Genomic DNA, 13,528 nt, shown 5'->3' with positions numbered 1-13,528 from the left:
CATGGATTATTTCGAAGTTTTCATCAGCATTCTCGGTTCTGCGATCCGCCTGTCGATCCCACTGCTGTTTACTGCACTCGCTGGCCTGTTTTCCGAGCGCGCCGGTATTTTCGACATCGGGCTTGAAGGCAAGATGCTGGTATCGGCATTCGCCTCGGCTTGCGTCGCCTATTACACCGGCAATGCCTGGGCAGGACTTGGTGCTGGCATCGTCACCGCCATCCTGTTCTCCATGCTGCACGGCTTTGCCTCGATCACCAACCGCGGCAACCAGATCGTCTCCGGCGTCGCGCTGAACTTCATCGCGGCGGGCCTCACCATCGTGCTTGGCCAGGCCTGGTTCAGCCAAGGCGGACGCACGGGACAGGTTCCGGCATCCGGCCGCTTCTCCAGCATCACCCTACCCGGCGCAGACATGATGCGTGAGGTGCCGATCATCGGTCCGCTCTATGCGAACGTGATTTCCGGCCACAATATCCTCACCTACATCGCCTTCCTGATGGTGCCGCTGTCGTGGTGGATCCTCTACCGTACGCGCTTCGGCCTTCGTCTTCGTGCCGTCGGCGAAAATCCCGGTGCAGTCGATACGGCCGGCATCTCGGTCAGCTGGCTGCGCTACCGGGCCTTGATCGTCACCGGCTTTCTTGCTGGCTTTGCGGGCACTTATCTCGCGATCGCCCAGTCGGCGGCCTTCATCAACAACATGTCGGCCGGCAAGGGTTACATCGCGCTTGCAGCACTGATCTTCGCCAAGTGGAAACCGGTGCCGGTCATGTTCGCCTGCCTGCTGTTCGGCTTCCTCGATGCATTCGCGAACTTCATGCAGGGCAAGTCGCTTCCGCTGATCGGCGAGGTGCCTGTGCAGATTTTCCAGGCGCTGCCCTATATCCTCACCTGCGTGCTACTCGCCGGCTTTATCGGCATTGCCCGCCCGCCCAAGGCCGGCGGTGTCCCCTATACCAAGGAGCGCTGATCGCGATGTCCGAATTTTCGCCACACGACCTGTTCGAAGCTGCCCGCGATGCCATGTCGAAAGCGCATGCGCCCTATTCCAAGTTCCCGGTCGGTGCCGCCATCCTTGCCGATGACGGCAAGGTCTATCTCGGCGCCAATATCGAAAACCTGTCCTTCCCTCAAGGCTGGTGCGCCGAACCGACGGCAATCGGCGCCATGATCATGGGCGGCGGCAAGAAGGTGAAGTCGCTTGCCGTGATTGCCGAAAAGCTTCCGCTCTGCACGCCCTGCGGCGGCTGTCGCCAGAAGATCTCCGAATTCGCCTCGGCCGATACGCTCATCTATCTCTGCGATGACGCCGGCGTGCAGAAGACCGTGACGATGGCAGAACTTCTGCCCTACGCCTTTGAGACGGATACGATCGGATGAGAGACGTCATCGATCTGCTCGTCGACCGGCTGGACGGCCTTATCCCGCGGCATGCGGTCGTGCTGGGGTCGGGCCTTGGAACGCTTGTGGAGGAAGTCCGCGATCAGGTCCGCATTCCCTATACGATGCTAGAGGGCTTTCCCGTCAGCGGCGTCACGGGCCATGCCGGCGAACTGGTCGCCGGCTACCTCGGCGAAGAGCCTGTGATCATGCTGTCCGGCCGGGCGCATTATTACGAGCACGGCGATGCCAAGGCGATGCGCTTCCCGATCGAGGTCATGCGCGGTCTCGGTGTCCAGACCCTGATCCTCACCAATTCCGCAGGCTCGCTCCGGGAAGACATGCCGCCGGGTTCGGTCATGCAGATATCGGATCACATCAACTATTCCGGCATGAACCCCTTGATCGGCGAACGCGGCGACCAGCGCTTCGTGGGCATGACCTCGGCCTATGATGCGGGCCTGACGCTGGATATGCGCAATGCCGCGATACGAGCCGGCATTCCACTGTTTTCCGGAGTCTACATGTGGTTTTCGGGCCCAAGCTTCGAAACGCCTGCGGAAATTCGCATGGCCCGAACGCTCGGCGCCGATGCCGTCGGCATGTCCACCGTGCCGGAAGTCATCCTCGCCCGCTATTTCGGTATGAAGGTCGCAGCCGCGTCCGTGATCACGAATTTCGGTGCGGGCATGACGGGCGCCGAACTCAGCCACGATGAAACCAAGGATATGGCCCCGGTCGGCGGCCAGCGGCTGGCTGCCGTCCTCAAGGAAATGCTGGCCTGATTCCCGTTTCAATTCAGCTGGATAGCTGTCCGTCTGCGGCCGTACTCGTCCCGACGGCTTGCATATAATCCTTTCAACGATAAATATGTCCGCTCTTTAAGGGAGGCAGATCATGGAACTGCATAGTCCACGCGAAGTAGCATCCTTTGCGCTCTCGCTTCTTGACCTTACGAACCTGCGCGACGACTGCGACGATGCCGCGATCGAGACTTTGTGCGCGAGGGCGCAGACACCCTATGGGGCAGCGGCCGCAATTTGCATCTGGCCGCGCTTTGTCGCCTATGCGCGCGGGATCCTGGGCCACGGTCACAAGGTTCGCATTGCCACGGTGGTGAATTTCCCGGGTGGTGACCTGCCGGTCGCCTCCGTGGTCGAGGAGACCCGGCAGGCGGTGGAAGATGGCGCCGACGAGATCGATCTGGTCATTCCCTATCGCAAGCTGATGGCGGGCGACGAACAGGCGGTAACCGACATGGTCGAGGCCGTGCGCGCGGCCTGCCCGCAATCCTGCCTCAAGGTCATTCTCGAGACCGGGGAACTGAAGGACGCATCGCTTGTGGGACGCGGCTCGGAACTCGCGATCGCTGCCGGTGCCGATTTCATCAAGACTTCCACCGGCAAGGTTTCCGTCAACGCGACACTGGAAGCGGCCGATAGCATGCTGCGGGCCATCCGCGCCTCCAAGAAGCGCATCGGCTTCAAGCCGGCCGGTGGCATCAGCACGGTGGCGGATGCGGATCTCTACCTCCGGCTTGCCGAATCGACCATGGGCCCGAACTGGCTCATGCCATCGACATTCCGCTTCGGTGCCTCCAGCCTTCTCGACGATATCCTCGGCGTGTTGAGCGGCGCACCCGCATCCCGCGCTTCCACCGGCTACTAGGCGCCATGATCCCGCAGGAGATCATCCGTCGCAAACGCGATGGCGAGGTTCTGTCATCGAATGACATAGCCGCATTCATTTCGGCGATGACGGATGAGACGATCTCCGAAGGTCAGGTTGCGGCCTTCGCCATGGCCGTGTTTTTCAAGGGCATGTCGCGGGATGAAACGATTGCGCTGACGCTGGCGATGCGCGATTCCGGTCGTGTTCTGCAATGGTCGGATGCCGGGCGACCGGTGGCCGACAAGCATTCAACCGGCGGCGTCGGCGACAATGTCTCGTTGATGCTTGCTCCACTCGCGGCTGCCTGCGGCCTTGCGGTTCCGATGATCTCCGGCCGCGGCCTTGGCCATACCGGCGGCACGCTCGACAAGCTTGAGGCCATACCCGGTTACGACGTGATGCCGGACGAAACGCGCCTGCGTGCCGTCGTCAGGGATATCGGTTGCGCCATCGTCGGCCAGACACAGGAACTGGCACCGGCCGATCGCAGGCTCTATGCGATCCGCGATGTCACCGCGACGGTCGAAGCCATTTCTCTGATCACCGCTTCGATCCTCTCGAAAAAGCTCGCAGCCGGTCTCGAAACTCTGGTCCTCGACGTGAAAGTCGGCAGCGGTGCCTTCATGCGGTCAAAGGACGAGGCTGAGCTTCTCGCGCGCTCGCTGGTCGATGTCGCCAATGGCGCAGGCCTGAAGACTGTGGCTCTGCTGACGGATATGAACCAGCCGCTTGCCGATGCAGCCGGTAACGCGCTGGAGATCAGAAACTGTCTCTCGGTTCTCAAGGGAGAGAAAGCAGGGACGCGGCTGGAAAGCATCGTCATCGCCGAAACTGCGGAAATGCTGGTCCTCAGCAATCTCGTTGCGACCATGCCAGAAGCTGAAGAGGTTGCGCGACGGGCGCTGTCATCCGGTGCAGCCCTCGAACGCTTTGCTCGCATGACCCATGCGCTGGGCGGTCCGGCAGATTTCTGCGAGAGGCCGGATGTCTATCTTGCCGACGCACCGGTCATTCGCCCGGTTCTGGCCCCTGCCGATGGCTTTCTCGCCACCTGCGAAACGCGCGCAGTCGGCATGGCGGTGGTGGAGCTTGGCGGCGGCAGGCGCCGTGCCGGGGACGCGATCGATCACCGCGTCGGCATCGATGCCATTCTCCCGCTCGGCACCAGGGTCTCCAGGGGGCAGCCGATCGCCATGGTCCATGCAGCAACGCAAGACGATGCAGCACGCGCCGTAGCCGACGTCACCGCCTGCTATTCGGTGTCTGACGAAGCCCCTGTCATGCCGCCGGTCATCCTGGGCCGGGTCGAGTAATCGCTAAGGGATCAGCGTCAGGCTGCCATCTTCGACCTGGAAGGATTTCAGTTTTTTCAGGAAGGTCATGCCGATCAGCGTGCTGGAAAGCGCTTCGTCGCGCAGCACGAAGGCATCGACCTGTCTGACCCGGACGTTGCCGATCTCGATGCGATCGAGGATGATGCGCGCGCCGTCTGTCTTGCCGTTCGCCGTATTCATCTGATACCGGAAATCGAGACTGTTGACCCCGAAGCCCAGCTTGCGGGCCGTGCTTTCGTTGATGGTGACTGCCGATGCGCCCGTGTCGACCAGCCCTTCCACCGTCTTGCCGTTGATCCGGAACTGGCCGCTGAAATGGCCTCTGCCATCGGCCGACAGCCGCACCCGGCCGGGGGACACGGAAGCGGGTTGGGCCTTCGCAGAGCTCGGCGTTTCCGCAGTGCCGCTCGCAGGCTCCGGCACGCGATCAACAAGCGTCATCACCGCCGGTATCTGCGTTGCAAGCAGAGCTGCGAGGCCAGCGAAAACAAGGGTGCGCAGAAGCATGGTCATCCTTTGCGAGTTCGCCTTGAAGGTAACAAAGGACAATGAAAAAATGGCCCGCGAAAAGCTCCGCGGGCCATTGGCATGAAATCTAGGTAAGCAAAGTCTGAACTGCGTTACTTCGTGCCGTACATCCGGTCACCAGCGTCGCCGAGGCCGGGCATGATGTAGCCCTTTTCATTGAGGTGGCTGTCGATCGAAGCCGTATAGATCTTCACGTCGGGATGCGCGTCCTGGAAATTCTTGAGACCTTCCGGGGCTGCAAGAAGGCAGAGGAAACGGATGTTCTTTGCCCCACGCTCCTTGAGCTTTTCGATCGCGGCGATCGCCGAATTGCCCGTCGCGAGCATCGGATCAACGACAATCAGCAATCGCTCATCGAGATTTTCAGGCGCCTTGAAATAGTATTCCACCGGCTGCAGCGTATCGTGGTCCCGGTAGAGGCCGATATGCGAGACACGCGCCGATGGCACCAGCTCAAGCATTCCCTCCAGAAGGCCGTTGCCGGCACGCAGGATGGACACGAACACGAGCTTCTTGCCTTCGACGACGGGCGCCTGCATCTGCGTCAGCGGCGTCTCGATCGTCTCCATGGTGAGGTCGAGATCGCGCGTCACTTCATAGCAGAGAAGCATGGAAATCTCGCGCAACAGCCGCCGAAAGCCGGCCGTCGAGGTTTCCTTCTTGCGCATGATGGTCAGCTTGTGCTGCACCAGCGGATGATCGATGACAGTCACGCCGTCCATGGTTTTACCTCTCTGTTATCCGTGTCTTCATCCGGGAAAATGGTCTCGCGCGCAAGTCGTCATTGTGCCGCTGTAGCGTCAAACCTGGCAAGCAGCGCGGCGCGGGTCGCCTCGTCCACAAAAGCCGCCTCTATCGCGACACGGGTCATGGCATCGATTTCGGCTTCGCTAAAACCCATGACCTCCGCCGCAATGTCGTATTCCCGGGCAAGCGAAGTCTTGAAGAACGGCGGGTCATCGGAATTGATGCAGACCCGCACACCAGCAGCCTTCAGGGCTTTCAGGGGATGGCTCTCGAAATCCGGAAAGACCTGCAGCGCGATATTCGAACCGGGGCAGACTTCCAGCACGGTTCCGAGCTCGACCAGCCGCTCGACCAGAGCGGGATCTTCGATGGCGCGTACACCGTGGCCTATCCGCGATGGACGCACGAGATCGAGCGCGTCGGACACGCTGAATGCCCCGGAGACTTCGCCGGCATGGATCGTCAGGCCCAGCCCTGCGTCGCGGGCAATATCGAATGCGCGCGCATAATCCGCGACACGACCCATGCGTTCCTCACCGGCCATGTTGAAGCCCGTGATGAGCGGGTTGCAGCATCGGGCAGCGTATTCCGCGGCGGCAATCACGCTGTCAGGGCCGAAATGCCGCTCGCCGGTCACGATGATGCGTGTCTCGATCCCGGTCTTTTCCTTCGCGGCATGGATCCCATCACAGATACCGGCGAGATAGGCGTCGGCACCGAGCCCGATGCGGTCGCCATGATCAGGCGATACGATGATCTCGCTGTAGATCGTGTTGCAGGCGGCAAGCTCGCAGAGATAGGTCTCCGTCAGCAGCGCATAGTCGGCTTCCGTTCGGAACAGCGAGGCGATGGCGTCGTAGCTCAGGATGAACTCGGAAAAATCCTTCCAGGTATAGGTGTCACCGGAGAGGAGAGGGGCGATGTCCACGCCGTATTTCTGGGCTTGCGTCCGTGCCAGATGCGGGGGCGTAGCACCTTCGATGTGGCAGTGGATCTCGGCCTTCACAAAATTCTTCGTCACAGAAAACTCCATCCGTGTCTTCCGGCGGGAATGCCGAGATGGGCAGCGACTGTCTCACCGATATCGGCGAAAGTCGGCCGAAGCCCGATCGAGCGGGAGCGAATGCCGGGACCGAACGCCATGATCGGCACCCGCTCGCGTGTGTGGTCGGTGCCGCGCCAGGTCGGATCGCAGCCGTGGTCGGCGGTGATGATCACCATATCGCCCGGTTGAAGCCGGCGATGCACTTCCGGCAGCGACCGGTCGAACTCTTCGAGAGCGGCCGCATAGCCCGCGACGTCGCGACGGTGTCCGTAGAGCATGTCGAAATCGACGAAGTTGGTGAAGACGAGATCGCCTTGCTCGGCTTGCGCCATCGTGTCGAGCGTCGCATCCATCAGGGCGTGGTTGCCGTTTGCCTTGATCACGCGGCTGATGCCCTGGTGCGCGAAGATATCACCGATCTTGCCGACGGCGTGGACGGTTCGGCCCGCCGAAACCAGCCGGTCGAGCAATGTCGGCTCCGGCGGCAGCACCGAATAGTCGCGCCGGTTGCCGCTTCGCTCGAACGTCTCCGGCGTGTCGCCAGTGAATGGTCGGGCAATGACCCTTCCGATATTCAAGGGATCGAGCAGCGTCCGCACGGTCTCGCACAGCTTCAACAACCGCTCCAGCCCGAAATGGGTCTCGTGCGCGGCGATCTGGAAGACGCTGTCGCTGGACGTATAGCAGATGGGCTTGCCCGTCCGGACATGCTCTTCTCCGAGTTTTGCGATGATGTCTGTGCCCGAAGCGTGGCAGTTGCCGAGAATGCCCGGGATATCGGCTTCGCGGCAGATCGCCTCGACGAGTTCGGGCGAAAACGCATCGCCTTCGGTCGGGAAATAACCCCAGTCGAAGGTGACCGGCGTGCCGGCGATTTCCCAATGTCCCGACGGCGTGTCCTTGCCGAGCGACAGTTCGTTTGCCGCGCCGTGAAGGCCAAAGACGCGTTCGGGCCGCTGCATGCCGATCGGGTAGTCGCCGCTGGCAAGCTTTGCGATTTCGAGCAGGCCGAGCGAGGACATGTTCGGAAGGCTGAGCGGTCCCTGCCTCAAGCCGGCTCGGTCCGCGGCACCGGCGGCACAGAATTCGGCAATATGGCCGAACGTGTTGGAGCCAAGGTCATGATACGCCTGCGCATCCTGGCCGCCGCCGACGCCGAAGGAATCGAGAACGAAGAGGAAGGCCCGTGCCATCTGTCACCCGGAAATTGAAATCGCCTGTGCGGACAAGTGACACAAATCACCTGCCCGGATGGCGATACATATAGTCGCGCGATCATGTTGGCAAAGGGGAAGCAGAGGACCGCGTCAGCAGCCGTTACAGTCGATACTGGTTCCGACGCGTTGACGGTAGTAGTACTGGCGGCTGAGCGTGATCGTCTGGAGCTGAGGCGGAAGCAGTCCCGGCATGATCATCAGCAACTTGTGCGTAACCGATAGCTCTGTACGCACCAGAAACGTGCTGGCTGTGCGCATGTCGCTCGGAACGTTGACGGTGCTGCCCACCGCGTACGGCTTGCCGTTAGACTGATCCCACGACCAGGCAACGGTCGGATTGCTGTTTGCGTCCAGCTGCACGCCGGTGATCTTCAGGCTCAGGTTCTGCGGCGCGTAGGGCGCAAAGATGCTGCCCGTCACATCCTTCATTGTGGCAAGCCACGTCGGGGTCACGCTCGCCTGCTGCGTCGTGATGTCGGCAATCGTGCTTGCGGAACTCGCGGTTCGCTTGGAGACACTGAGCGCAATCGTCAGCTCGAATGCCGTGATGTAGAGAAAGATCAGAAGCGGCACGATCAACGCGAACTCGACGGCGCCCGCGCCCTTCGTGTCAACGATCAATGCCCTGAAGCGGCAGAGCCATCCGGTCTGTGCAGCCCGCCTGGTTGTTGGGGTCGCCATCACGGATAGTCCTCGTTCTGGAATGCAGCCGTCTCGACGATCAGGAAGTAGTTGGGCCGTGTCCCGTTGGTTGGCCGGACATTGGTTATGTAGGGCCGCACCAGATCGGTGATGACCTCCCATTTGTAATAGGCCCTCAGCATATTGACGGTCTTTGGCCCGCCCGGCGAATAATTGTTGATGGAGGCCGTATCCAGTTCGCCGAAAGCGGTGTTTGCGGGCGTCCGGGGTACCGTCTTCGGGATCGCCGAGAAGGTCGTAAAGCTGCGAACGTCGAGCCAGAGCTTGTTCGGGGTCGCGATTTCCGATGCATCGCACTTGATCAGGATCGCAATCTCGCCGCAGAACGCGGTCCGGAATTTCGTCCGGTCCATATCGGTGCCGGGACGGCCGAGAGCGTAGGTGATGTTGCCTGTTCTGATCTTGCGGGCCATCGTGTCGACGGCATTGGCAACCAGTTGCTCGCCGGCGAAGGCAACAAAGGTTTCGATGATGGCAAAGACGATCACGAAATAGGGGATGGCCAGGAGCGCAAATTCGATCGCCGCGGCACCATCCGTGGACCGGCTGAACCGGCGCCACGGACGCCGAGAGTGCGTCGCCGGCACGCGCGACGCGCCAGCGCCGTCAGTGTGCCTATCGTTCTGATGCATTGCCGCCCCCGGTCCATTCGAGCCGCAATACTAGGAGGGGAATATTGATATTCCGTTGCCGAATGGGATTAGAGTTTAGGCACCTGTGTCCACGTAGAGCAGGTCGGGCGACGCAGCTGGGCAATTTTCTGTCTGGCGTCGTGTCAGATCAAGGCCGTCAGGGCGTTGCACCAGCCGTATTCTTGAATTCCACATGCTGCTCGCAGTTGGGCGTGCAGGAGAGAACAGAGCGCTCGGTCTGACGGTACACGCGAACCGTATTGCCTTCGTCAATAGAGACGAGAATACGTTCGTCGGCAATCGCATTGCCGTCCTCATCGAGCAGGACGAGATTGGTCGTTCCAAACGCACGGCCCGTCAGGACGATGGTTGTCGGGTCGGCCACGGTCGCGTCGGCGACTTCCGCGTTGCCAACAATCACCTTGGCCACTGGCCTATCCAGTTTCAGTACCCGCGCGTGATTCATGAACACGCGCACAAGGCCGTCTTCCTGCGCCAATGCCGGGCCGCTGAGGCTTGTGGCAATGCCGCAAAGGCATGCGAAGGCAACGAGCATTTTGCGCACAACCATCGTGGTGGCCTTTGAATCGATGAACAGTCGTGTCTCAAAGATGGCGTGGAATGGTGAATGAAGCCTTAAGTAAACATATCGAGGCTGAGCTTTCCGAAACGTTAACCAATGATGACAGGAGCAAGAGCGGCATTTCCGTGCAAAAATGCGGCTGCAAATATCCCATATCCGCATGTTTATGATATTTTATTAGATAAATATAATGTTCGGGGACGCAGTTTTCGATTTGAATGATGCTGTTGGTGGGTTGTTTACCCAATGTGCCGTATCAGCGGAGTTAACACTTTGGAAAGGTTCTTCGTTAAGTCGATAGCAATCGTCTAGGGTTAGTTTGGGTTATCCGAACAGCGGAAAACAGTTGTCGGTAAGTGCTGAACCGTAGGTGGGAATAGGAGATTCCATGTCCAAGATTTTTGCTCGTTTTATGAAGGATGAGTCTGGTGCGACCGCCATCGAGTATGGCCTCATCGCAGCTCTCATTTCCGTGGCCCTGATCGCCGGTGCGACCACGCTCGGCGGCGCTCTGAACAACCAGTTCAAGAACCTCGCTACCAAGCTGAACCAGCAGTAAGTTCTTAAGAACCGTGATGTCTATGTGTAGACCGCCCCACCAGGGGCGGTTTTACAGCTTTAGGCCTTGATACATAAGATCGAGGGACGCGGCGCCAAAAGGATGCTTGAAATGGTTGTCATTGTAACCTTGATCGTTCCATTCTGTCTTGCGCTCGCTGCCATCAGCGATCTTTTCACCATGAAGATCCCGAACAAGCTGTCTGCCGCTATCCTCGTTTCGTTTCTCGTCTTCGCACCGCTGGTCGGTCTTGGATGGGCGGACTATGGGATGAGTATTGCCGCAGCTTCCGCCGTGTTTGCTGTGTGCTTCATGCTGTTTGCGATGAACGTGATGGGCGGCGGCGATGCCAAGCTTCTGACGGCAACGGCAATCTGGTTCGGATTTACGCCCGCCCTGATTTCGTTTCTGGTGACCGTCGCCTTCGTCGGCGGATTTATTACACTCATCTTCCTGCTGTTGAGAGCAAACGCCAATACAGCAATGGCAATGGGGATCCGCCTGCCGGCTTCGCTGGTGACAGAAAGCAAGATTCCCTATGGTATCGCGATCGCGATCGGCGGCTACTTGACCTTCCAGCAGTCGCCTGTCGTCAATCTTGTGCTTCTCGCCGCAAGCTAATCGACGCGCACGGCAGGGTAACATTGCGTTAACCCAAATCGTAAGCTTCCTATTAACCATAATTACACCATTCCGGCGCATGCTCTCGAGGATTGATTTGTATTCCTCCGAGGAAGCTCATGAAGCCCGCTCGTCTTATGATTCTCGCAGTCGCAGTTGTAGCGGCAGGTCTTGCCGGCCTGCTGGCGATGCGCCTTACTGGTCAGAAGGGCCCGGACCTCGTCGAGACGGTCATCCAGCGGGAGCCGACGACGAAAGTTCTCGTTTCGGCTGAGAACATTCCCGTCGGCAGCCGGCTCAATGACAAGTCGGTCCAGTGGGTAGAGTGGCCGAACGGCAGCGTCGTCGAAGGCTTTATCACGAGCGACGCCCGGCCGGATGCCATCGCCGATGTCGCCGGCTCTGTCGTTCGCCTGCCGATCTTCAAGGGCGAGCCAATCCGCGCCGAGAAGATTGCAGACTCCTCCAGCCGCATCATGTCCTCGCTGCTTCCGTCCGGAAAGCGCGCTGTCGCGACCGAGATTTCCGTGGCCACCGGGGCTGGCGGCTTCGTGCTCCCCAATGATCGCGTCGATGTGATCATGGTGCGCGAGAACAAGGACAGCGGCAATTTCATCACCGAAAACGTCCTCAACAACGTCCGGGTGCTCGCGATCGACCAGCAGATCCAGGAGGCGCCGGATGGCAGCAAGTCGGTGGTCGGAACGACCGCCACGCTGGAACTGACCCCCGATCAGGCAAAGATCATCACGGTGGCGCAGCAGATGGCAGAGCGCCTGACGCTTGCTCTCCGTTCGGTCGCGGATGCCCAGGAAGCCGATACGGTTGCAGCAGATTATCTGCTGCATGGCGGCGGCAAGGCAGAGGTCCAGGTCATCAAATCAGGGGCGATCGTCAAAAGTTCTGCCTCACAGCAGACGAAGTGAACGGGGCGGGCACATGAGCAAGCTAAGAGCCAGAATTCGTAGGTCCTCGGTCGCCGGGATAGCCCTCTGCCTGTCGGTATCGGGCTTTCCAGGCGGATACGCGCCGGTCGGTCTGTCGGTCCGCGATGCAGTCGCCGCTTCCGATGCCAACCTTATCCGCATCACCGAAGGCGGCCCTGGCGTGAAACGCCGTGTCCAACTCGGTTTGAACAAGGCGCTGGTTGTCGATCTCCCGGCCGATGCGCACGACATCCTGGTCGCAGATCCTTCGCTTGCCGATGCGGTCACGCGAACCTCGCGCCGCATCTACCTGTTCGGGAAGACCGTCGGGCAGACGAATATCTTCGTGTTCGGCCCGAACGGTGAGGAAATTGTCAGCCTCGACGTCGAGATCGAACGCGACATCTCTGGTCTGCAGCAGAACCTTCGCCGGTTCCTGCCGGAATCTGACATCAAGGTCGAGATCATCTCCGACAACATCGTGCTGTCGGGCACGGTGCGCACGCCGCAGGATTCGTCGCAGGCGGAAAAGCTCGCGCGCGCCTTCCTCAAGGGCGGTGAAGCAACCACCCGCAACATCACCGCACAGGGCAATAACGGCGATGCGGATATCTTCGCCGAAAACCGCCAGCAGTCGCAGATCGTCAACCTGCTGACGATCGAGGGCGAAGATCAGGTCACGCTCAAGGTCACGGTTGCGGAAGTCAGCCGCCAGGTCCTGAAACAGCTTGGTTTCAACGGCTCGATCAGCGGCAACAAGGGGGCGATCAACTTCGCCAATCCAACCAACCTCGGCAATGCGGTCAACACCTTCGGTTCGGGCGGCCTCGCGGGGTCCATCGGTGCCGCAAGCATTTCGACCTACATGAATGCAATGGAACAAGCCGGCGTCATGCGGACGCTTGCTGAACCAAGCCTGACTGCAATTTCGGGCCAGCAGGCCAAATTTTACGTTGGAGGCGAGTACCGTCTTCCGGCGGACCAGGAGGTCAGCAAAGAGGATGGAGGGACGACCGTATCGCGAACAGTTCAGTCAGTGGACTATGGCATCGAACTGAATTTCAAGCCGGTCGTTTTGTCACCTGGCCGTATCAGTCTGAATATCGAAACCAACGTTTCGGAACCAACCTACGAGGGTTCCGCAACGACGGGCAACGACTTGGACCTGCGTGTTCCCGGCAACACCTACATGTCGATCCGCAAGCGCGAAGCCTCGACCACGGTCGAGCTTCCCTCCGGCGGCTCGATCGTCATTGCAGGTCTTGTCCAGGATAACGTCCGCCAGGCGATGTCGGGCTTCCCGGGCATCTCCAAGGTTCCGGTGTTCGGTACGCTGTTCCGCAGCAAGGACTTCATCCGCAACGAGACCGAACTCGTCATCATCGCGACGCCCTATCTCGTGAGGCCGGTGGCCCGCAACGAGATCGCTCGCCCGGATGACAACTTCAATCCTGAGAACGACGCGGCTTCCTTCTTCCTGAACCGCGTCAACAAGATCTACGGCCGCAATGAGCCGGCCAAAAGCGGTGGCAGCCAGTATCATGGCTCCGTCGGCTTCATCTACAAGTAAGCGGGGATCG

General features: G+C 60.1%; 16 protein-coding genes. 9 read left to right on the top strand and 7 right to left on the bottom strand.

From position 1 onward, the window contains the following. Nucleotide 1: 1 nt before the first annotated feature. The 5 genes from ACQY1J_RS19730 to deoA all read left to right on the top strand — a co-directional run bounded on the left by ACQY1J_RS19730 (nt 2) and on the right by deoA (nt 4,367). Nucleotides 2-973 (top strand): ABC transporter permease, encoded by a 972-nt coding sequence (locus tag ACQY1J_RS19730; protein ID WP_062454135.1) that lies wholly within the window; start codon nt 2-4, stop codon nt 971-973. Nucleotides 974-978: 5 nt separating this feature from the next. Beyond that, on the top strand, nt 979-1,383 hold the full coding sequence (locus ACQY1J_RS19725) for a cytidine deaminase (protein ID WP_062454134.1): 405 nt from the start codon (nt 979-981) through the stop codon (nt 1,381-1,383). Then, complete coding sequence (locus tag ACQY1J_RS19720) at nt 1,380-2,168, top strand: purine-nucleoside phosphorylase (RefSeq protein WP_192087668.1); 789 nt, start codon at nt 1,380-1,382, stop codon at nt 2,166-2,168. The genes ACQY1J_RS19725 and ACQY1J_RS19720 overlap by 4 nt, the downstream gene beginning before the upstream one ends. A 112-nt stretch (nt 2,169-2,280) precedes the next feature. Further along, nucleotides 2,281-3,051, top strand: a complete 771-nt coding sequence (gene deoC, locus ACQY1J_RS19715; protein WP_430250631.1) for a deoxyribose-phosphate aldolase — start codon at nt 2,281-2,283, stop codon at nt 3,049-3,051. Between the two features lie 5 nt (nt 3,052-3,056). Next, nucleotides 3,057-4,367 carry a thymidine phosphorylase gene (gene deoA, locus ACQY1J_RS19710; RefSeq protein ID WP_430250630.1) on the top strand — a complete coding sequence of 437 codons (1,311 nt, stop codon included), beginning with the start codon at nt 3,057-3,059 and terminating at the stop codon, nt 4,365-4,367. A 3-nt stretch (nt 4,368-4,370) separates the two neighbouring features. Here deoA and ACQY1J_RS19705 read toward each other — a convergent pair whose 3' ends face one another. The 7 genes from ACQY1J_RS19705 to ACQY1J_RS19675 form a co-directional block, all read right to left on the bottom strand. After that, entirely contained in the window at nt 4,371-4,895 is a 525-nt protein-coding gene (locus tag ACQY1J_RS19705) for a TIGR02281 family clan AA aspartic protease (RefSeq protein ID WP_184654340.1), read from the bottom strand. A 113-nt stretch (nt 4,896-5,008) separates the two neighbouring features. Beyond that, the gene (upp, locus tag ACQY1J_RS19700; protein WP_062454129.1) at nt 5,009-5,638 is read right to left on the bottom strand and encodes a uracil phosphoribosyltransferase; all 630 of its coding nucleotides are present in this window, start codon (nt 5,636-5,638) and stop codon (nt 5,009-5,011) included. Nucleotides 5,639-5,697: 59 nt separating this feature from the next. Next, nucleotides 5,698-6,684, bottom strand: coding sequence for an adenosine deaminase (locus tag ACQY1J_RS19695; RefSeq protein ID WP_113167005.1), 987 nt, complete (start codon nt 6,682-6,684; stop codon nt 5,698-5,700). Then, nucleotides 6,681-7,901, bottom strand: coding sequence for a phosphopentomutase (locus ACQY1J_RS19690; RefSeq protein WP_430250629.1), 1,221 nt, complete (start codon nt 7,899-7,901; stop codon nt 6,681-6,683). Before ACQY1J_RS19690 ends, ACQY1J_RS19695 begins: the two co-directional genes overlap by 4 nt. 114 nt (nt 7,902-8,015) lie before the next feature. Continuing rightward, on the bottom strand, nt 8,016-8,606 hold the full coding sequence (locus tag ACQY1J_RS19685) for a TadE/TadG family type IV pilus assembly protein (RefSeq protein ID WP_062454127.1): 591 nt from the start codon (nt 8,604-8,606) through the stop codon (nt 8,016-8,018). Further along, the gene (locus ACQY1J_RS19680; protein ID WP_430250628.1) at nt 8,606-9,259 is read right to left on the bottom strand and encodes a TadE/TadG family type IV pilus assembly protein; all 654 of its coding nucleotides are present in this window, start codon (nt 9,257-9,259) and stop codon (nt 8,606-8,608) included. The genes ACQY1J_RS19685 and ACQY1J_RS19680 overlap by 1 nt, the downstream gene beginning before the upstream one ends. Nucleotides 9,260-9,416: 157 nt before the next feature. Further along, the gene (locus ACQY1J_RS19675; RefSeq protein WP_092664131.1) at nt 9,417-9,815 is read right to left on the bottom strand and encodes a pilus assembly protein N-terminal domain-containing protein; all 399 of its coding nucleotides are present in this window, start codon (nt 9,813-9,815) and stop codon (nt 9,417-9,419) included. A 415-nt stretch (nt 9,816-10,230) separates the two neighbouring features. On the opposite strand from ACQY1J_RS19675, the gene ACQY1J_RS19670 reads away from it, so the two are divergent. The 4 genes from ACQY1J_RS19670 (at nt 10,231) to ACQY1J_RS19655 (ending at nt 13,518) form a co-directional block, all read left to right on the top strand. Continuing rightward, on the top strand, nt 10,231-10,401 hold the full coding sequence (locus ACQY1J_RS19670; RefSeq protein ID WP_062454124.1) for a Flp family type IVb pilin: 171 nt from the start codon (nt 10,231-10,233) through the stop codon (nt 10,399-10,401). A gap of 102 nt (nt 10,402-10,503) precedes the next feature. Further along, nucleotides 10,504-11,022: an A24 family peptidase gene (locus tag ACQY1J_RS19665; protein WP_062454123.1), complete on the top strand. Its 519-nt coding sequence runs from the start codon at nt 10,504-10,506 to the stop codon at nt 11,020-11,022. 119 nt (nt 11,023-11,141) lie between these two features. Then, entirely contained in the window at nt 11,142-11,948 is an 807-nt protein-coding gene (cpaB, locus tag ACQY1J_RS19660; protein ID WP_062454122.1) for a Flp pilus assembly protein CpaB, read from the top strand. Nucleotides 11,949-11,961: 13 nt separating this feature from the next. Continuing rightward, a complete protein-coding gene (locus ACQY1J_RS19655) occupies nt 11,962-13,518 on the top strand; it encodes a type II and III secretion system protein family protein (protein WP_184654230.1) in 1,557 nt (518 codons plus the stop codon). The last annotated feature ends 10 nt before the right edge of the window (nt 13,519-13,528 follow it).

The organism is Neorhizobium sp. DAR64860/K0K1 (assembly GCF_050500205.1).
Taxonomy (GTDB): domain Bacteria; phylum Pseudomonadota; class Alphaproteobacteria; order Rhizobiales; family Rhizobiaceae; genus Neorhizobium; species Neorhizobium soli.
The sequence above is the reverse complement of the archived record's forward strand: the minus strand, read 5'-3'. Positions and strand labels throughout refer to the sequence as shown.